The organism is Stenotrophomonas sp. 05N37 (assembly GCF_056397365.1).
In genome coordinates this window covers 1,337,803-1,356,425 of record NZ_JBFTNG010000001.1, presented here as the reverse complement: position 1 = coordinate 1,356,425, position 18,623 = coordinate 1,337,803, and the positions used below count along the sequence as shown (strand labels likewise).

The window sequence follows — 18,623 nt, the reverse complement described above, 5'->3', positions numbered from 1 at the left end:
CCGGCGCCGCACATCCCACCGCTGCAATGCCGGCCGCTGGCCGGCGACGCCACCCAACACAGAGCAAGCCATGAGCCGCAAGCAAGCTTTCCAGTTCCTCGATCTGCCCCGGACGATGCCGCAGCGCATCCCGGTCGAACTGCGCACCTCCGGCGACTGGGGCGAGCTGTACGGCAAGTTCGGCAAGGAAGACGCGCAGTTCCAGGCCGGGCGCTGCCTGGATTGCGGCAACCCGTACTGCAGCTGGAAGTGCCCGGTGCACAACGCGATCCCGCAGTGGCTGCAGCTGGTGCAGGAAAACCGCATCCATGAAGCGGCCACGCTGTGCCATTCGACCAACCCGCTGCCGGAAGTGTGCGGCCGGGTGTGCCCGCAGGACCGCCTGTGCGAGGGCAGCTGCACGCTGGAGGAATTCGGCGCGGTCACCATCGGGGCGGTCGAGAAGTACATCGTGGACACCGCGCTGGCCACCGGCTGGCGCCCGGACATGACCGCCGTGGAGCCCACCGGCAAGCGCGTGGCGGTGATCGGTGCCGGTCCGGCCGGGCTGGCCTGCGCCGACAAGCTGGCCCACGCCGGCATCCAGGCGGTGGTGTACGACCGCTATGAACAGATCGGCGGGCTGCTGCAGTTCGGCATCCCCAGCTTCAAGCTGGACAAGGCGGTGATCAGCCGCCGCCGCAACGTGCTCGAAGGCATGGGCGTGCAGTTCCGGCTCGGGGTGGAGATCGGCCGCGACGTCGGCATGGACGAGCTGCTGGCCGAGTACGACGCCGTGTTCGTCGGCACCGGCGCCTACCGCTACACCGATGGCGGCCTGCTCGGCCAGGACCTCAAGGGCGTGCTGCCGGCCCTACCGTTCCTGGTCCAGAACAGCCGCATCGTCAGTGGCAGCGACGCCCACGGCCGGCCGATCGCCGGCTGGGAAGACCAGATCGCGCTGCCGGACCTGGAGGGCAAGCGCGTGGTGGTGCTGGGCGGTGGCGACACCGGCATGGACTGCGTGCGCAGCGCGATCCGCTTGGGCGCGGCCAAGGTCACCTGCGCCTACCGCCGCGACGAGGCCAACATGCCCGGCTCGGCGCGCGAAGTGGCCAACGCCCGCGAGGAAGGCGTGCGCTTCCTGTTCAACCGCCAGCCGCTGTCGATCGAAGCCGGCGCCGATGACGAGGTGATCGGGGTGATGGTGGTGGAGACCCAGCTCGGTGAACCCGATGCACAGGGTCGCCGCAACGCAGTGCCGATCGAAGGCAGCGAATCGCTGCTCGAAGCGGACGTGGTGATCATCGCGTTCGGTTTTTCGCCGACCGCACCGGGCTGGCTGACCGCCTTGGGCGTGGAGGCCGGCAACAACGGCCGCATCATCGTCGGCGGCCGCGACCGGTTGCCGTTCCAGACCGCCCACCCGCGCCTGTTCGCCGGTGGCGACGCGGTGCGCGGTGCCGACCTGGTGGTGACCGCCGTGGCCGAGGGCCGTGACGCGGCAGCCAGCATCGCGCAGCTGCTGTCGGTATAGCGCGGCGGGTTTGACCGGGGCGCGCTGTGCGCGGTTGGCGGGCGTGGCCCGGTATTACCGGCTTCGTGGCGGTGGGTCGTGGTTGCCGGGCATGGCCCGGCATTACCGGCTTCGTGGCGCTTGGTCGTGGTTGCCGGGCATGGCCCGGCACTACCGGCTTCGTTGCGGTGGGTCGTGGTTGCCGGGCATGGCCCGGCACTACCGGCTTCGTTGCGGTGGGTCGTGGTTGCCGGGCATGGCCCCGGCATTACCGGCTTCGTTGCGGTGGGTCGTGGTTGCCGGGCATGGCCCGGCACTACGGGCTTCGTTGCGGTGGGTCGTGGTTGCCGGGCATGGCCCGGCATTACCGGCTTCGCGGCGCTTGGTCGTGGTTGCCGGGCATGGCCCGGCACTACCGGCGCGGGGGTAGAGCCGGGCCATGCCCGGCTGCTCCTCAGGCCGCCTTCGACAGCGGCGCGGCCGCGCGCACGCCGGCACGCTCGATCTCCAAGGCCAGCAGCAGCTCGATCTCATCGAGCTGGTCGCGGATGCGTCCGTTGCTGGCACCATCGGCGCGTTCATTGCCGATATGGGCGTCCAGCATGCGCGCCAGGCCGGCCAGCAGCACGTCCGCGTCGCCGCTGGCTGCGTGCCGCAGCAAGCGGCCCAAGGCGCGGATGCGGGCGCTGCGGTCGGTGACCGAGGGATTGACCGATACGGAGTAGTTGGCTTTGACGGGGGTCATGACAGGACTTCCTGATTGACTGACGACCGCCACTGTCGGTTATGGCCCGCCTTCGAACCATGCAACTAATACGAAAACGCGTGAAGGCCCGTGATGGTCATCCCCCTTTCGGCCGACTGGAAGCGACATAGAATGCCGTCTCCCCGTACCGGATCCCGTCCCATGCGCATCGGCCTGGCCGCCAACCGCCTGCACCACCACGACAAGCACGCCGCCCTGTTCCGCTGGTTGCGCGCCTGCGACGGCGGACTGCGCGAACTGGGCGTGGAACTGCACGCCGTCGGACGCACCTTCGATGCGATCCAGCGCCTGGGCTTCCTGCCGGAGTTCGCCCCGCTGCAACGCTACCCCAACGGCCGCCAGGGCGGCCTGATGAAGCTGGTCGCCGAAGTGGTCGGGATGGGCTCCCCGGAACGCACCCTGGACGGGGCGATCTACCTGATGGACCCGGTCGACCCATCCTCGATCTTCCCCGAAGCCACCGCACTCAAGCGCCAGTGCGTGATCCACGGCAAGCCCTTCATCTCCACCGTGGCCACCGCCCGCGACTGGGTGGAGGTGGAGCGCGTGCATGCCGGGCTGGCGGCCGATCCCGGCGCGGACGATCTGCACGCGTTCGAGCACCAGACCCTGGCCCTGATCGCGCACGATGCGATGAAGCCGGCGATCCTGGCCTTCGCCGACACGCACTTCGACCTGCTGTCGCGGTTCCGCCACCGGGTGGGCACCGGCACCACCGGCCAGCGCCTCAACGAACTGGCCTGGAGCCGCGGCTGGCCCCAGGACCAGGCGTGGGTGCAGCGTTACCAGAGCGGCCCGATGGGCGGTGATGCGCAGATCGCCGACCGGGTGCTGGAAGGCGACTGCCAGCGCGCGATCTTCTTCGAGGACCCGCACGTGGCGCGCCAGCACGAAGCCGACATCCAGCTGCTGGAGCGCGCGGTCACCACCGTCACCGACCAGGCCGTGTGCATCACCGCCCCCCGCGTGGCCGAGCGCTGGGCGCAGGCGGCCACCACCCGCGCACAGCGATAGGAGCGCAAGAAACCGCGCCGGCCCTGGCCAACGCCGCACAGCCCCACCGAAGCCGATCGCCCCCGTAGCTCCACGCCATGCGTGGAGACCGCGCGCCAGCGCGGCCGCGCATCCGCAGCCACCGTATCGCGTGGCCTGCCGACGCACCCGCAATGACACCCGCGGACGCCGACCTCGGATGTGCATGCATCACCGCAAAGAGCCGCCACGCCGGCCCTCGCCAACTCCCCCAGCCCCACCGAAGCCGATAGCCACCCCGTAGCTCCACGCCATGCGTGGAGACCGCGCGCCAGCGCGGCCGCGCATCCGCGCATCCGCAGCCACCGTATCGCGTGGCCTGCCGACGCACCCGCAATGACACCCGCGGACGCCGACCACGGATGTGCATGCACCACCGCAAACACCCGCCACGCCGGCCCTCGCCAACGCCGCACAGCCCTACCGAAACCGATCGCCACCCCGTAGCTCCACGCCATGCGTGGAGACCGCGCGCCAGCGCGGCCGGGCATCCGCAGCCACCGTCTCGCGTTGCCTGCCGACGCACCCACGATGACACCCACCTACGCCGACCGCGGGGGCGCATGCACCGCCGCCAACAGCCGCCACGCATGGCGTGGCGCTACGCTGCCGGGGTCAGCAGCTGCCGCAGCATCGCTTTCAGGCGCCGGCCTTCGAGCTGGAAGTAATCCCGCTCGGCATGCCAGTCCGGAAAGCGCTGGCTCACCTCGGCCCAGAACGCCGGCGAGTGGTTGGCCTGGATCAGGTGGCAGAGCTCATGCACCAGCACGTACTCGAACGCCGACGGCCGCCCCAGCACCAGCGCCAGGTCCAGCGCCATGCTGCCGTCCGGGGCCAGCGAGCCCCACTGCGAGGACATCACCTTCAGCCGCAGGCGCGCCGGTGCGCGCGGCAGGCCGGGCAGGTAGCGCGGCAGCCACCGGCCCACGTCGGCGCGGGTCTGTGCCTCATAGAATTCGCGCAGGGTGCGGCGCAGCGTGGCATCGGTGCCACGTGCCGGCCAGTGCAGGCACGCGCCATCGGCGTCCACCTGCAGGTGCGCGTAGCGGCCGCTTTCCCAGCGCAGGGGCAGCAGCTCGCCGCGCAACGGCAGCTGCCCGGGTTCGCCGATCACCAGCGGTGCCGGCAGGTTCTGCGCCTGGTAGCTGCGCAGCTGGGTTGAGAGCCAGTCGCGGTGTTGTTCCAGGAACCGCTCACCCATCACCAGGCTCGCCCGTGGCGGCAAGGTCAGGCGCACGCCGCGCTCGTCCACGCTGAGCTTGATCCGGCGCGCACGCGGGTCGCGCACGCGCAGCACATCGATCTCGGCGTCTTCCAGGCGCAGTCGTACCGTGTCGCGCTGCAGGGTGGGGGCAGCCGGCGAAATAAGGCGGCGGAGGAATCCGGACATGGGTACAGCATAGCGCCGGTGGTGGCCGGCGCATGACTGCGCGCTGTTCAGGCGCCGCCCGGGGGGCGGCGCCCGTGCGTCAGTCGGCCTTGCTCAGCTTGAAGGCCTCTTCCAGCAACAGGAACAGGCGCCGCACTTCGCCGCTCTGCAGGGCGAAACGGGCGTCCAGTTCGGCGCGGCGGCCATCGTCGTCGGCGTGTTCGAGCTGGTCCAGTGCACCGTCCAGGAACTTCAGCTTGCGCACGATCAGGTCATCGCCCAGCACGAAGGACAGGTTGTCCTCGAACACCAGCGCCAGCTTGGTCACCTGCTTGCCGGCGTCCAGGTGCTTGTCGATCTCGTCGCAGCGCAGTTCCTGGTGCTGGCACTTGACCACCGCCCCGCCCTCGGCCGGGTCCTTCATCTCGCACTCTTCGCCCAGGCTCAGCCCGGTCGGCAGCGCTTCACCGGCGATCCAGCCGGTCAGGATCGAGCGCGGCGCTACTTCGGCGTTGAGCGGCATCGCCGGGAAGCTGCCGAGCAGGCCGCGGATGTCGGACATGACGTTCTCGCCGGTCTTGCGGCTGGAACTGTCCACCGCCACGTAGCCGTGGGTCAGGTCGATCAGCGCGTCGGTGCGCGAGCTCTTCACGAACGCACGCGGCATCAGTTCGTGCAGCAGGTCGTCCTTGAGCCGCTTGCGCTCGCGGCCGCCGGGCTTGCGCCCTTCCTTTTCCTCGATTTCCTCGAGCTTGCGCGCCAGCAGGTCGTTGACCACCGCGCCCGGCAGGATCTTGTCCTCACCGCCCACGGTCAGCCACAGCGCATCGCCGATGCGGTGCGAGAACACGGTCTTTTCCTCGCGGCCGAACGGGGAGATGAAACCACGGGAGTTCATTTCGAGCGGGCCGACCGGCTTGAGCAGCACCTGCGGCAGCAGCGTATCTACCTCGGAGAAATCGGTGGCGGTCGGGAAGCGGAACAGCGTCAGGTTGCGAAAGAACATGGAAGTCCGGAATAGAGGTGAAGGGAAGGCGGGGTGTTGGCCGGCTCAGGACAGCCCGGACGCGCCGCCGCTGTCGGCGGGCGCACCGTCGGTCCAGGCCGACGGCACAGGCGGCGTTGCGGCGTCGACACGCCCCAGCGCCATGAAATCGAACAGCGTGGGATCGGCCAGCTGCGAAGGCTCCACGGTGCCCAGCGCGCGGGCGATCTGGTCGATGCGGCCGGGGTGCTGCTGCTCCCACTGCTGCAGCATCTGCCCGACCTGGCGGCGTTGCAGCGTGTCCTGGCTGCCACACAGATTGCACGGGATGATCGGGAACGCGCGCGCCTGCGCATACGCGCGGATATCGTCTTCGGCCACGTAGGCCAGCGGGCGGATCACCACGTGGCGGCCGTCGTCGCTGCGCAGCTTGGGCGGCATCGCCGACAGCTTGGCGTGGTGGAACAGGTTGAGGAAGAACGTGGCCACGCTGTCATCGCGGTGGTGGCCGAGGGCGATCTTGCTGAAGCCGTTTTCCGCCGCATGGCGGTACAGCGCGCCGCGGCGCAGGCGCGAGCACAGCGAACACATCGTGCGGCCTTCGGGGATCACCCGGCTGACCACCGAATAGGTGTCCTGCTCGATGATCTGGTACGCCACGCCGATCGACGCCAGGTACGCGGGCAGCACGTGCGCGGGGAAGTCCGGCTGCTTCTGGTCCAGGTTCACCGCGACCAGCTCGAAGCGCACGGGCGCCTTTTTCTGCAGCTGCAGCAGCACGTCCAGCAGGGTGTAACTGTCCTTGCCGCCGGACAGGCACACCATCACCTTGTCGCCGTCCTCGATCATGCCGAAATCGGCGATGGCCTGGCCGACCTGGCGGCGCAGGCGCCGCGCCAGCTTGTCCTGCACGGCGTCGGCCGCGCGCGGATCGCGGGCGCGCGGGACGGGATCGGGCAGGGCAAGGACGACACTCATGGCCTTCATTCTACCGGCTCGCGCCGACCGCCACGGCCGCCAGGAAGTGACTGCGTTCACTCCCGGGCATCATCGCGGATGTGTATGCTCGAGACCGTGGATACCCTGACACCCGAGCAGATCAGCGCCCGCCTTGCCGAGCTCCGGCAGGAGCACCGCATGCTGGACGAACAGATCCAGCGCATGGCCGCCAACGGCGATGACGAGCTGGAGGCCAAGCGCCTGAAACGGCGCAAACTGCAGTTGAAGGACTGCATCGCCCGGCTGGCGGACATGTTGATCCCCGACGAACCCGCGTAGAGCCGACCGTTGGTCGGCTGCCGTCAGCCCCGCTCCCCACCGATGTTCCGAAGCGTAGAGCCGACCGTTGGTCGGCTGCCGTCCGCCCCGCTCCCCACCGATGTTCCAGAGCGTAGAGCCGACCGTTGGTCGGCTGCCGTCAGCCCCCGCTCCCCGCCGATGTTCCGAAGCGTAGAGCCGACCGTTGGTCGGCTGCCGTCAGCCCCGGCGGCATGAACCTTGGCATGCAGCTTCGGACGGTGGTCAGCGTCGGTCAGACGGTGCACGCCGCGTTGCTTGGTCTCCGGGCGCGTGTGCCGCGCTTGCGCGCGGGTACCGACCAACGGTCGGTACCTACGAATTGCTGGCGAACGCAATAAGATTTGGATACGTCGAAATCCGGATACGTCGAGATCCGGATACGTCAAGATCCGGATACGTCCGGATACGCCTCGGCGCATCCGCGTCCGTCAATCCGTGCTGACCGGTTCTTCCGGCTTGGCCGCTTCCGGGCTCACCCGTTCGATGGTGTGGCGCAGTTCGCGGCCCAGGATGAACTTGGCATCCTTGGCCCAGGCATCCAGGCGCGCGTCGAACAGCAGCTTGCTGTTCTCGTCCGGCCACACCAGGCGCAGCTCGCGCAGCTTCTGGATGAAGCCGCGGAACAAGGTGCGGTCGAAGAATTCCGGCGCGGCGGGTGCGTAGAGCAGGCTCAGGCGCTGCGCGGCCTGCTGGCACAGGCTTTCCAGTTCCGCCGCGCCCAGCGTGCCGGGGCCGTTCTTCACCAGCACCGAAATGGCGATGTAATAGCGCTCGAAGGCCTGCTGCAACGAGTGGCCGATCGCGCGCAGGCGGAACACCTCGTCGGTCTGCCCGGTGTTGCGGGCCAGGATGCCGCCGTCGTCGTCGTTGATGTTCTGCAGCAGCCCTTCGCGCACGAACACGTTGATGGTCTGCTCGATACGCTGGGCAAACTCGTCCTCGGTCCACGGCAGGAACAGCTCGGCCTGCAGGAACGGATACACCGTGCGGCCCAACTGGACCAGGCCGGTGCGGCTCATGCGGCGGTTGTTCTGGAAGCAGCAGGCCACCCACGACGACGCCGTGAACAGGTGGATGACGTTGTTGCGGAAGTAGCTGAGCAGCACCGCGGTGTCGCCACTGACACTGAGCACGTCGCCGAGCGGGTGCTTGATGCGGGTGAGCACGTTGATTTCTTCGGCGTGGGCGATGATCCGCTCCGGCGAGTGCGGGGTCACCGTCACCCGGTCCGAATACGGCATCTCCACCAGCAGCGTCTTGCACAGTTCGATCTGCGCGATCAGGTCGGCCTCGCCCATCGCGTGCTTGGGCGTGGACAGCAGCGCCAGCGCCAGCAGGTTGATCGGGTTGACGTCGGCGGCGCCGTTGATGTGCACCTGGATGCGCTCGGCCAGGTGGTCGACCGTGCCCGACAGCCACGACGGCTTCTCGTCCTCGCCCACCGGCTGCCCGTTCCACTCCGGCGCCTGCCGGGCCAGCACGTCGTTGAGCGCGATCGGCTCGCCGAAGTTCACCACCACCTGCCCGTAGTTCTGCTTGAGCACCTTGGGGATGGACCACAGCAGCGACCAGATCGATTCCTTTTCCTTGGGCCGCCCGGACAGTTCGTCCAGGTAGCTGCCGCCTTCCATCAGCTTTTCATAGCCGATGTAGACCGGCTGGAACAGCACCGGCTTGCGCGGCTGGCGCAGGAACGCGCGCAGCGTCATCGAGATCATGCCGCCCTTGGGCTGCAGCAGGCGCCCGGTGCGCGAGCGGCCGCCTTCGACGAAGTATTCGATCGAGTAACCACCGGCCACCAGCTGCGCCACGTATTCGCTGAGCACCGCCGAGTACAGCGCGTTGCCGCGGATGGAGCGCCGGATGAAGAACGCCCCGCCCTTGCGCAGCAAGGTGCCGACCACCGGCAGGTTGAGGTTGATGCCGGCCACGATGTGCGGCGGCACGATGCCCCGGTCGTACAGCAGGTAGGACAGCAGCAGGTAGTCCATGTGGCTGCGGTGGCTGGGCACGTAAACCACTTCGTGCCCGGGCGCGGCCGCCTTGAACTTGTCCAGGTGGTGGACCAGTACGCCGGCGTAGATGCGGTTCCAGACATGGCTGAGCATGAAGCTGGCCGACCGCACCGCCGGGCTGGAGTAGTCCGCGGCGATCTCCCAGGCGTAGGCGTGGGCTTTCTTCCACGCATCGGCCGGCTTGGAGTTGTCGCGCTTGGCCTGCGAGGCGATCGCCTCGCGCACGGTGTCCGCGTCCAGCACCTTGTCCACCAGCAGGCGGCGGGTGGACAGGTCCGGCCCGATCACCGACTCACGGATGCGGCGGAAGTGGGTGCGCAGCACGCGCTGGAGCTTGCGCACGGTGCGCTCGGGGTCCAGCCCCTCGTTGATCGTGCTGCGCAGCGAGATCGGCGGGGCAAACCGCACGATGGTGCTGCGGCCATTGAGCAGCACCGCCAGCAGGCGACGGAAACGGCCCACCAACGCCCAGTTTTCCGAGAACAGCACGGCGAACCAGCCGCTCTGCTTGTCCGGCGCGCGGCCGACGAAGATCGATACCGGGACCAGGTGCACGTCCAGCTCATCGCGTGCGCGATGGGCCTGGAGCACCTTGGCCAGCGAATCGGAGTGGGTCTTGGCACCGCGCTGCTCGGGGATCAGCGAGTTGCTGCTGCTCCGGCGCGACAACGCCACGTAGGCGCGCTTGCGCCCGGTCGGATCACCGGCGATGGGCACCAGCGGCGAGGGCAGGCCGGCCTCACGGCAGGCCTTGTCCAGGATCAGCGCATTGGACAGGCCGTAGTCTTCCAGCACGTAGACCACCGGGCGGCCGTCGTTGTACTGGCCGGGCTGTTCCGGTTCGATCTTCAGCGACAGCCACGGCTCGACCAGCCGGCCGAGCAGGCGTGCCCACCACGGGCGGCGGCCCACCGGGGCACGGGTACCGGGCACGATGGCGGCCGGCGCGACCGCGCCCGGCTCGGCCTCGGCAGGCACGGCGGCGGCAGCGGCGCTCGCCTGGCCGGGGTCGGCCGGGGCGCCGGTGGCGGCCACGCTGTCGGGCGACGCGGACGAAGCGTCCGGCGTCTTGGGCGGCTCTTCGCCGGGGAAAGGCAGGGGATTCTGGTTCGGCATCGGCTTCATTATGGCTTAGCCGGTGCAGAAGCACCGTCCTTGACCTGCGCGGCGGCCTCTGCTTCAGCCGACTGCGGGTCATCATGTTCAGCTTGTTGGGCCTGTGCGGCCTGCAGCAGCGCCTGCGCGTCCTCCAGGGTGCGGCTCACATACCAGTGGCCATCGCGGCGGGTCATCCGCACCTGCGCTTCGATCTGTTCGCCGGCCAGCGGGTACTGCACGCGGACCACGGCATCATCGCCCAATTCCGACACGACCTCGCCGCGCAGGCCGGTAAGCGCCCCGTCCAGCGACAACCCATAGCTGGCCAGCGCGGTCTTGAAGGCTTTGAAGAACGGGCCCAGGCGGCGCAGCGATGCCTCCATGCCGGCGGCCTGCAACTGTTCGTCGGTGGACAGCCCGGTGGTCCGCGCGGTGGCAGTCAACAGCGTGATGGTGGTTTTGGCGCGTTGCTTGTCGGTCAGCGGCGCAGCGGCGGCCCATTTGCTCAGCGCGTTCACCACCTGGCTGTAGTGGGCGCGCTGGGCATCGGTGTAGTCGGTCTGGTTGCGCAGGTACTCCACCCCGAACAGGCCCATGGAATGCGCCGCCTGGCGCATCCCGGTGGCCTGGCCGGCAATCTGTGCGTCGAACGAGCGCTGGAGGCGCTGTGGGGCGTCCGGCGCCGACAGCGCGGCCAGCATCGGCAGCAGTTGCCCATCCAGCGGCAGTTCGGTCAGTGGCCAACGGCTGTGCCCCTGTGCCCAGGCCACCTGCAGGCGGGCGTAGTCGGCGGGCGGCACCGAGGCGCGCGCGTAGCCGAGCAGGTCGTTGTCGGCCACCTGCCGGGCCAGCTGTTGCAGGGCCGCGACCGGCTCGGCCGCGGGTGTGTCCGGATCGATCCGATCGCCCTTGCAGGCACTGAGCAGCACCACCCCGCACAGGGCCAGCGCCAACGCATGCCCCCGGTACTGCCACGACTTCAACGACATGGACATGAATTCGGACTCCCCGGACCGGTCCGCATCTTGCGGCCTGCGCCCCCGCAGCGGCAAGCCGGGCCCCGCCGGGATGCGGGCCGGCGGGTCCAAGTTATTGAACCCTATCGTTATTTCATTCTGGTGTGGGCAACGTGGCCAGGCGTGGGTGGACGCAGTCGCTGGCAGGGCGCCCCAGCCTGGCCCGAGCCGGTGAAGTCTGCGCACGACGCCCGGCGTGCGCGTGACGGCGAACGTCCCTGCGCCGCCAGCGGCGGTGCACCCGCAGGGTCGTCCGCCGCGTCCAACGGGCGGGCTTTACCGGCCGTCAGTCACCGGTCCAGGTGGCCGTGATGAAGTCGCGCACGTAGCCATCGGCCAGCCGGGCATACACGCCCGGATAGCCCGCCTGGGCGCAGCCCTGGCCCCAGCTGACCACGCCCAGCACCGTCCAGGCGCCGCGCCGCTGCACCAGCAGCGGGCCACCGGAATCGCCCTGGCAACTGTCGATGCCCTCGGTGCCGGCGCAGATCGACGTGCCGGCCTGCAGGCTCGGGTACGCCTGCTGGCACGTCTTGAAGGGGACGAACGGGGTCTTCACTGTCTGCAGCACGGTGGGCGAGCCGGCCGCGCCCTCCAGCCCGGTATCGCCCCAACCGATCACGTCGAACATGCGGCCGGTCCGCAGATAGCCGCTGTCGCTGCCCTCCAGCATCAGGGCCGGGGCGAGGCCCTCGACCGGCTTGCGCAGCTGGATCAACGCCACGTCATTGGCCAGCGTGGTGCTGTTGAAGGCCGGATGGACGTGGATCGCACGGATGTTGGACGTGCGTTTGCGCGCGGTGGTGTCCAACGCTGTGGCCCCTGCCAGCGCCGCGTAGCCGGCAGGCTTGGCCCCCTGCACGCAGTGGGCGGCGGTGAGTACCCAGGACGGGGAGATCAGCGTGGCGCCGCACCAGTGGCGGGTATGGTCCGAATCGCCGAAGTCCAGCCGTTGCAGGCTGACCATGAAGGGATACTGGCCAGGCGACGCATCCACCCCGCCGATGATCAATGGCCGCAGGGGCGCGCCATTGAGCGGTGCGGGAGCCGCCTGCGCGGCGAGGGAAAGACCGAGGACGCCGGTGGCCAGGGCCAGTCGGGTAAACACATGCATGCAGCACCTCCATTGCAATGATGGGATCGCCAGGCAACGTCGTGCCGGCAGGATTCATTCCATCGCAGGAGGGGCGCGGCGAACTGCGGCGCGCTGCACTGTTGGCGGGCGACGCGGGGTTTCCCGAGGTAGACGCGCGGCGATTACGAGGGGCGCGCCTGACTGTGCAGGTCGCGCCCGTGTCGAGCGCCGGACAAGTACCGGGCAAGTGCCGGCCATCGGCGGGGAGCGCCCTACCACGCAATGACGTTCATCGCTGGACGGCCGATGCGGCTGCCGGGGCAGGCCGCACGCGGATCCGGATGCGGCCGGGGCTGCCTCAGCCCTGGCGGGTGCGCCAGGCGCTGGCGATTTCCTGCTGGATCGCCTCGGCGGCCGCACGCGGATCGTTGGCCAGCCGGATCGGCCGCCCGACCACGATCGCATCGGCACCGTCGGCGAACGCCTGGGCCACGCCAACGGTGCGCTTCTGGTCATCGCCGACCGGGCCGCCGGGGCGGATGCCCGGGCACACGATCGAGAAGCCCGCGCCGGTGGCCGCGCGGATCGGGCCGGCTTCCTGGCCCGAGGCGATCACCCCGTCGATGCCGGCAGCCTGGGCGGCCAGCGCGCGTTCGACCACCACGTCCACCGGTTCGCGGTCGATGCCCATCCCGGCCAGGTCGCTGCGGCCCATCGAGGTCAGCACGGTCACCGCCAGCAGGCGCATGTCGCTGCCGTTGGCGGCCGCGCAGGCCTCCATCATGGCCGGGTGCCAGCCGTGGATGGTGGCGTAGCTGACCGGCCACTGCGACAGCCGCTTGATCACCGCCGCGGCGGTGGCCGGGATGTCGAAGAACTTGAGATCGACGAACACGCGTTTGTCGCGCGCGGCCAGGGCCTCGAGCACGTCGAAGTACTCGCCGGAGGCGAGCAGCTCCATGCCGATCTTGTAAAACGAGACCGCGTCGCCGAGCCGGTCCACCCACGCCAGCGCCTCGTCGCGGCCCGGCACGTCGAGCGCGAAGATCAGGCGCTGATCGTCACGCAGCGGCAGCGGGGCGCGGCTCACGGCGCGTAGTCCAGCGCGGCGCGCTTGGCATCATGGCGGGCCTCGCGCGACTGGCTGTAGTCATTGTTGAACTGGGCCGGCTCGAAGCCGCCGTAAGTCGGGTTGGGCAGCATCCACCAGCGCTCGCCGAACCAGTCGTGGTACTGCTGCAGCAGCGCGTCGCGGCCGTCGTTGGTGTTGGCGGTGACTTCCACGAAGTCGCCCAGCTGGTCGCCGAACTGCATCAGCACGCGGTACTGCTGGCCGGCCAGGCGGCGGCGGCAGTTCTTCTCGCTGCCGGCCTGTTCGCAGTCCTTCACCACCGTGCCCAGGCCCAGGAACACGCTGTCATCGGCGACCGGCAGGCCTTCGGCACGCAGGTTGGCCAGGGTGGCCTCCTTGAGGTGCACGGCGCGGTTGGAGATGTACAGCAGGGTCACGCCCTTGGCGTTGGCGGCCTTGGCGAAATCGACCACACCCGGGATCGCCTTGGCCTTCTTCTCGGCCACCCACTGGTCCCAGCTGAGTTCGTCGTATTCCTTGCCGTCGCGCACCAGGCGCGCCTGGTAGGGCGAGTTGTCCAGCACGGTCTCGTCCACGTCCAGCACCACCGCCGGCTTCAGGCCCTTGGCGGCGTTGCCGCGTTCCTCCGGTACCAGCGCGTCCCAGTTGGCTTCCTTCAGCGCCTTGTCCAGGTGGTCGGCGGCGGCGCGGTAGGTCTGCTCGGTGATCGCCTTGTACTCCTGCGCGCGCTGCATCCACAGCACCGCGTTGAGGTTGTCGTTGGCGGACACCGCGGCGTCACCGGTGGCGGCGGGCGCGGCAGCAGCGGCAACCGCTGCCGGGGCGGCCTCGGCGGGGGCTTCGGTGCGCTTGCAGGCACTGAGCGCCATCACGGCGCAGGCAAGCACGGACAGGGAAACAGCAGCAGTACGACGCATCGGGGTCACCAGCAACAGAGTCGCGCCAGTTTACCGGCTTGTCCGGCGGCAATCATGTGCGGTGCGGGCCTCGGCTATGCTGCACGCCCCTGAAACACCCCGGAGCGCGCCATGACCGACGACACCCAGACCCCCGCCCTGCCCGTGCTGAGCCCGGCCCAGGCCCGCGCCCTGGGCTGCCTGATCGAGAAGGAGGCGACCACCCCGGACGCCTACCCGCTCACGGTCAACGCCGCGCAGGTGGCCGCCAACCAGAAGACCGCACGCGAGCCGGTGATGGCCCTGTCCGCTGGCGATGTTCACCACGCGCTGCGCCAGTTGGAGTCGATGGGGCTGGCCCGCCAGCAGTTCTCCTCGCGCGCCGAGCGCTACGAGCACCGCGCCGGCAGCGCGCTGGACCTCACCCGCCAGCAGCTGGCGATCGTGGGCCTGCTGCTGCTGCGCGGCCCGCAGACGGTGAACGAGTTGCTGACCCGCAGCGAGCGCCTGTTCCAGTTCCAGGACGCCGAGGAGCTGCGCCACCACATCGAGCGCATGATCCAGCGCGGCCTGGCGGTGCAGCTGCCGCGGGCCAGCGGCCAGCGCGAAGACCGCTACATGCATCTGCTGGGTGGCCCGGTGGATGGACAGGCGCTGGCCGAGCAGTACAAGGCGGCATCGTCCAGCGGTGGCGGTAGCGGCGCCGGCAACCCGGCACTGGAGGCGCGCGTGCAGCAGCTGGAAGCCACCGTAGCCGAGCTGCAGGAACAACTGGCCGAGCTGCGCGCGCAGTTGGGCGGTTGAAAGGCAGCCGAGCATGGCTCGGCTCTACCCATGACCAACCGCCGGTAGAGCCGAGCCATGCTCGGCTACGCGGCCCGGCGTTCCCCATGACCAACCAGCGGTAGAGCCGAGCCATGCTCGGCTACGCGGCCCGGTGTACCCATGGCCAACCGCCGGTAGAGCCGAGCCATGCTCGGCTGCGCGGCCCGGTGTACCCATGGCCAACCGCCGGTAGAGCCGAGCCATGCTCGGCTGCGCGGCCCGGCGTTACCCATGACCAACCGCCGGCAGAGCCGAGCCATGCTCGGCTACGCGGCCCGGCGTTCCCCATGACCAACCGGCGGTAGAGCCGAGCCATGCTCGGCTGCGCGGCCCGGTGTACCCATGACCAACCGCCGGTAGAGCCGGGCCATGCTCGGCTATGCGGCCCGGTGTTACCCATGCCCAACCGCCGGTAGAGCCGAGCCATGCTCGGCTGCGCGGCCCGGCGTTACCCTTGACCAACCGCCGGCAGAGCCGAGCCATGCTCGGCTGCACGGCCCGGCGTTCCCCATGACCAACCGGCGGCAGAGCCGAGCCATGCTCGGCTGCGAGGCCCGGTGTTACCCATTACCAATCGGCGGTAGAGCCGAGCCATGCTCGGCTACGCGGCGCGGCGTTACCCATTCCCAACCGCCGGTAGAGCCGAGCCATGCTCGGCTGCGCGACCCGGCGTTACCCATGCCCAACCGCCGGTAGAGCCGAGCCATGCTCGGCTACGCGGAGTCAGGAAGCCGGCGCGCCCGGCGTAGCGAACAGCAGCACGACATCCCCGCCATGCGGCGGCGGCAACAGCAGGTCGCCGCGATCCTCCGTGCCCCGCTTGCGCAGCAGTTGGGCGGTTGAGAGGCAGCCGAGCATGGCTCGGCTCTACCCATCTCTCGCCGTGGTAGAGCCGAGCCATGCTCGGCTACGCGGGATCAAGGAGCCGGCGCGCCCGGCGTGGCGAACAGCAGCACGACATCCCCGCCGTGCGGCGGCGGCAACAGCAGGTCGCCGCGGTCTTCCATGCCCAGCTTGCGCAGCAACGCGGCCGAGCGCAGGTTGTCCGGGGAAACGATGCCGTACAGGTCGGTGTAACCGAGCACATCGCGGGCGTAGTGCATCACTCCGCGCGCGGCTTCGAACGCGTAGCCGTTGCCTTCGTACTCCGACAGCAATGCATAGCCGATATCCGGCGCCGGCAGGCCATCGCGGCGCACCAGCCCGGCATTGCCCAGCCACGCGCCGTCGCTGCGGCGGATGATGGCGTACATGCCAAAGCCGTTGAGCGTGTAGCTGCCAAGCACGCGCTCGGCGGTGTAGTCGCGGGCCTGCGCCAGCGTACGCACGCCGCGGTCGGCAATGTTGCGGATGAACCCCGGCTCGTTGAGCAGGGCCAGCATGTCGGCCGCATCGTGGTCGGGATCGATCAGGCGCAGGTGCAGGCGGTCGGTCTGGATAACAGCGGACATGCGGGTCACTGCAAGGGACGATGCCCCGATTGTGCAGTGCGCGCCGCGAACACGGTAGAGCCGACCGTTGGTCGGCTGCTCCTGGAGCGGGCACACGGCAGCCGACGCGTCTCGGGAACGGCAGCCGAGCAACGGTCGGCTCTACCGGGCGTTGGGTCAGTCGAACAATGCCTGGATCGCCGCCAATCCGGCGCTGGCGCGTTCCTTCTTGCGCGCAGCATCGGCGACGGGATCGGCGCCGTCGCGCTGCATTTCCTCGGCCGGGATCTCATCGAAGAAGCGGCTCGGCTTGAGCCGTACGTGCTCGCCGAACTTGCGGGTGAGCTTGCTGTAACTCATCCACAGCTGCACCTTGGCGCGGGTGATCCCCACGTACAGCAGGCGGCGCTCTTCCTGCAGGTTGCCTTCATCCAGGCTGACCTGGTGCGGCAGCACGCCGTCTTCGCAGCCGATGATGAACACATACGGGAATTCCAGGCCCTTGGAGGCATGCATGGTCATCATGCGGACCTGGTTGCCGCCATCGTCCTTGTCGTTGCGCGAGAGCAGCGCCAGCTGCGCGGCCAGGTCGGCGGTGGTGGCACCGCGCGGGCCGCCCTCGAACCACTGCGCCAACTCCTCCAGGTTGCCGAGGCGGCGCTGGTAGACCGATTCTTCCTTGCATGCACTGCGCAGGTCCGAGACCAGGCCGGACTCCTTCACCAGCTTGCGCACCAGGTCGCCGGAACTGAGCTTGGGCATCTCCGCGCGCAGGTCGCGCAGGATGTCGGTGAAACGGCTCAGGCCATTGGCCGCGCGTGGAGGGAGCTGCGACAGCGCACCGATCGCCTCGGCGGCGTGCGCCATCGGCAGGTCCTTTTCCGAAGCCAGCTCGGCCAGCTTGGCCAGCGTGCCGGCGCCGACTTCGCGCTTGGGCGACTGCACCGCACGCATGAACGCCGTATCGTCATCGGGGTTCACCAGCAGGCGCAGCCAGGACAGCGTGTCCTTGACCTCCTGGCGTTCAAGGAACGCGGTGCCGCCGGTGATGTGGTACGGCACGCGCACCAGCTGCAACGCTTTTTCCAGCGGCCGCGACTGGAAGTTGCCGCGGAACAGGATGCAGAAATCGCTCCACGGGATCTTCTTGGACGTGGCCAGGAACGCGATCTCCGCCGCGACCTTCTCCGCCTCGTGTTCGCTGTTGCGGCACTCCCACACCCGGATGCGCTCGCCGTCGGCCTGGTCGCTCCACAGCTTCTTCAGGTGCTCGTGCGGGTTGTTGGCGATCAGCGCATTGGCCGCGCGCAGCACGCGGTTGGAGCAGCGGTAGTTCTGCTCCAGCTTGATGATTTCCAGCGCGGGGTAATCGCGCGCCATCTGCTGCAGGTTTTCCGGGTTGGCACCGCGCCAGGCATAGATCGACTGGTCATCGTCGCCCACGCAGGTGAAGTTGCCCTTGCTGCCGGCCAGCTGCTTGAGCAGCCGGTACTGCGCATCGTTGGTGTCCTGGCATTCGTCCACCAGCAGGTAGCCGATGCGCTCGCGCCAGGCCAGCGCGATCTCCGGGTTTTCTTCCAGCACCTGCACCGGCAGGCGGATCAGGTCGTCGAAGTCGACCGCGTTGAACGCGGTCAGGCGCAGCTGGTAGCGCTCGTAGACGCTGGCTGCTTCCTTCTCGCGGTTGCTGCGCGCCGCCGCCATTGCCTGCTCGGGCGAGAGGCCGGCGTTCTTGGCGCGCGAGATCAGGTTCTTCACGTCCTCGATATCGTCCGGCTTGGCCCCGTACATCAGGTCCTTGACCTGCGAGGTGGCATCGTCCGCATCGAAGATCGAGAAGCCGCGCTTGAGCCCCACCGCCGCGTGCTCGATCTGCAGGAACTTGAGCCCCAGCGCATGGAAGGTGCAGATGGTGACGTCCTCGGCATCCCCGCCGTGCAGGCGCTTGGCCACGCGCTCGCGCATTTCCTTGGCCGACTTGTTGGTGAAGGTGATCGCCGCGATCCGCCGCGCCGGGTAGCGCTTGCTGGCGATCAGCTGGGCGATCTTTTCCACGATGACGCGCGTCTTGCCGCTGCCGGCGCCCGCGAGCACCAGCAGAGGACCTTCGCAGTGCATGACTGCCGCGCGTTGGGGGGGATTGAGACCGTGCATGCCATCTCCGGGGGAGGGGCATTGTACCGGGCCGCCCGGCCTGGGCGGGACCGTCACCGCGGGCGGACGAAAGCG

Annotated in this window: 16 protein-coding genes; 4 read left to right on the top strand and 12 right to left on the bottom strand. The window is 69.2% G+C overall.

Features of this window, described 5'->3' with window-relative positions; all coding sequences use genetic code 11:
- Positions 1-70: 70 nt before the first annotated feature.
- Positions 71-1,516, top strand: a complete 1,446-nt coding sequence (locus AC1DGC_RS05875) for an FAD-dependent oxidoreductase (protein WP_478047408.1) — start codon at positions 71-73, stop codon at positions 1,514-1,516.
- Between the two features lie 433 nt (positions 1,517-1,949).
- On the opposite strand, the gene AC1DGC_RS05870 is transcribed toward AC1DGC_RS05875, so the two are convergent.
- Complete coding sequence (locus AC1DGC_RS05870) at positions 1,950-2,240, bottom strand: hypothetical protein (RefSeq protein ID WP_394164388.1); 291 nt, start codon at positions 2,238-2,240, stop codon at positions 1,950-1,952.
- Positions 2,241-2,402: 162 nt separating this feature from the next.
- On the opposite strand from AC1DGC_RS05870, the gene AC1DGC_RS05865 reads away from it, so the two are divergent.
- Positions 2,403-3,275 carry a methylglyoxal synthase gene (locus tag AC1DGC_RS05865; protein WP_259207884.1) on the top strand — a complete coding sequence of 291 codons (873 nt, stop codon included), beginning with the start codon at positions 2,403-2,405 and terminating at the stop codon, positions 3,273-3,275.
- Positions 3,276-3,894: 619 nt separating this feature from the next.
- On the opposite strand, the gene AC1DGC_RS05860 is transcribed toward AC1DGC_RS05865, so the two are convergent.
- From AC1DGC_RS05860 to ttcA, 3 genes are all read right to left on the bottom strand, one after another.
- A complete protein-coding gene (locus AC1DGC_RS05860) occupies positions 3,895-4,683 on the bottom strand; it encodes a M48 family metallopeptidase (RefSeq protein WP_259207886.1) in 789 nt (262 codons plus the stop codon).
- A 79-nt stretch (positions 4,684-4,762) separates the two neighbouring features.
- Positions 4,763-5,668: a recombination-associated protein RdgC gene (locus tag AC1DGC_RS05855; RefSeq protein ID WP_259207887.1), complete on the bottom strand. Its 906-nt coding sequence runs from the start codon at positions 5,666-5,668 to the stop codon at positions 4,763-4,765.
- A gap of 45 nt (positions 5,669-5,713) precedes the next feature.
- Positions 5,714-6,634, bottom strand: coding sequence for a tRNA 2-thiocytidine(32) synthetase TtcA (gene ttcA, locus AC1DGC_RS05850; RefSeq protein ID WP_478047407.1), 921 nt, complete (start codon positions 6,632-6,634; stop codon positions 5,714-5,716).
- A gap of 75 nt (positions 6,635-6,709) precedes the next feature.
- On the opposite strand from ttcA, the gene AC1DGC_RS05845 reads away from it, so the two are divergent.
- A complete protein-coding gene (locus AC1DGC_RS05845; RefSeq protein WP_394164386.1) occupies positions 6,710-6,925 on the top strand; it encodes a YdcH family protein in 216 nt (71 codons plus the stop codon).
- A gap of 449 nt (positions 6,926-7,374) precedes the next feature.
- Here the strand turns inward: AC1DGC_RS05845 and plsB are convergent, their stop codons facing one another.
- The 5 genes from plsB to AC1DGC_RS05820 all read right to left on the bottom strand — a co-directional run bounded on the left by plsB (position 7,375) and on the right by AC1DGC_RS05820 (position 14,160).
- Complete coding sequence (gene plsB / locus AC1DGC_RS05840) at positions 7,375-10,086, bottom strand: glycerol-3-phosphate 1-O-acyltransferase PlsB (RefSeq protein WP_394164385.1); 2,712 nt, start codon at positions 10,084-10,086, stop codon at positions 7,375-7,377.
- Positions 10,086-11,054, bottom strand: coding sequence for a hypothetical protein (locus tag AC1DGC_RS05835; RefSeq protein ID WP_478047406.1), 969 nt, complete (start codon positions 11,052-11,054; stop codon positions 10,086-10,088). The genes plsB and AC1DGC_RS05835 overlap by 1 nt, the downstream gene beginning before the upstream one ends.
- A gap of 307 nt (positions 11,055-11,361) precedes the next feature.
- Positions 11,362-12,189, bottom strand: a complete 828-nt coding sequence (locus AC1DGC_RS05830) for a S1 family peptidase (RefSeq protein WP_449336421.1) — start codon at positions 12,187-12,189, stop codon at positions 11,362-11,364.
- Positions 12,190-12,508: 319 nt separating this feature from the next.
- The gene (gene pyrF, locus AC1DGC_RS05825; protein WP_394164382.1) at positions 12,509-13,240 is read right to left on the bottom strand and encodes an orotidine-5'-phosphate decarboxylase; all 732 of its coding nucleotides are present in this window, start codon (positions 13,238-13,240) and stop codon (positions 12,509-12,511) included.
- Positions 13,237-14,160 carry a 5'-nucleotidase, lipoprotein e(P4) family gene (locus AC1DGC_RS05820; protein ID WP_478047405.1) on the bottom strand — a complete coding sequence of 308 codons (924 nt, stop codon included), beginning with the start codon at positions 14,158-14,160 and terminating at the stop codon, positions 13,237-13,239. Before AC1DGC_RS05820 ends, pyrF begins: the two co-directional genes overlap by 4 nt.
- A gap of 111 nt (positions 14,161-14,271) precedes the next feature.
- Between AC1DGC_RS05820 and AC1DGC_RS05815 the strand changes: the two genes are divergently transcribed.
- Complete coding sequence (locus tag AC1DGC_RS05815; RefSeq protein ID WP_259207902.1) at positions 14,272-14,943, top strand: YceH family protein; 672 nt, start codon at positions 14,272-14,274, stop codon at positions 14,941-14,943.
- Positions 14,944-15,687: 744 nt separating this feature from the next.
- Here AC1DGC_RS05815 and AC1DGC_RS05810 read toward each other — a convergent pair.
- The 3 genes from AC1DGC_RS05810 to AC1DGC_RS05800 form a co-directional block, all read right to left on the bottom strand.
- A complete protein-coding gene (locus tag AC1DGC_RS05810) occupies positions 15,688-15,822 on the bottom strand; it encodes a hypothetical protein (RefSeq protein ID WP_478047404.1) in 135 nt (44 codons plus the stop codon).
- Positions 15,823-15,881: 59 nt separating this feature from the next.
- Positions 15,882-16,415 carry a GNAT family N-acetyltransferase gene (locus AC1DGC_RS05805; RefSeq protein WP_259207904.1) on the bottom strand — a complete coding sequence of 178 codons (534 nt, stop codon included), beginning with the start codon at positions 16,413-16,415 and terminating at the stop codon, positions 15,882-15,884.
- 156 nt (positions 16,416-16,571) lie between these two features.
- The gene (locus AC1DGC_RS05800; protein WP_259207905.1) at positions 16,572-18,548 is read right to left on the bottom strand and encodes a UvrD-helicase domain-containing protein; all 1,977 of its coding nucleotides are present in this window, start codon (positions 18,546-18,548) and stop codon (positions 16,572-16,574) included.
- Positions 18,549-18,623 lie beyond the last annotated feature (75 nt).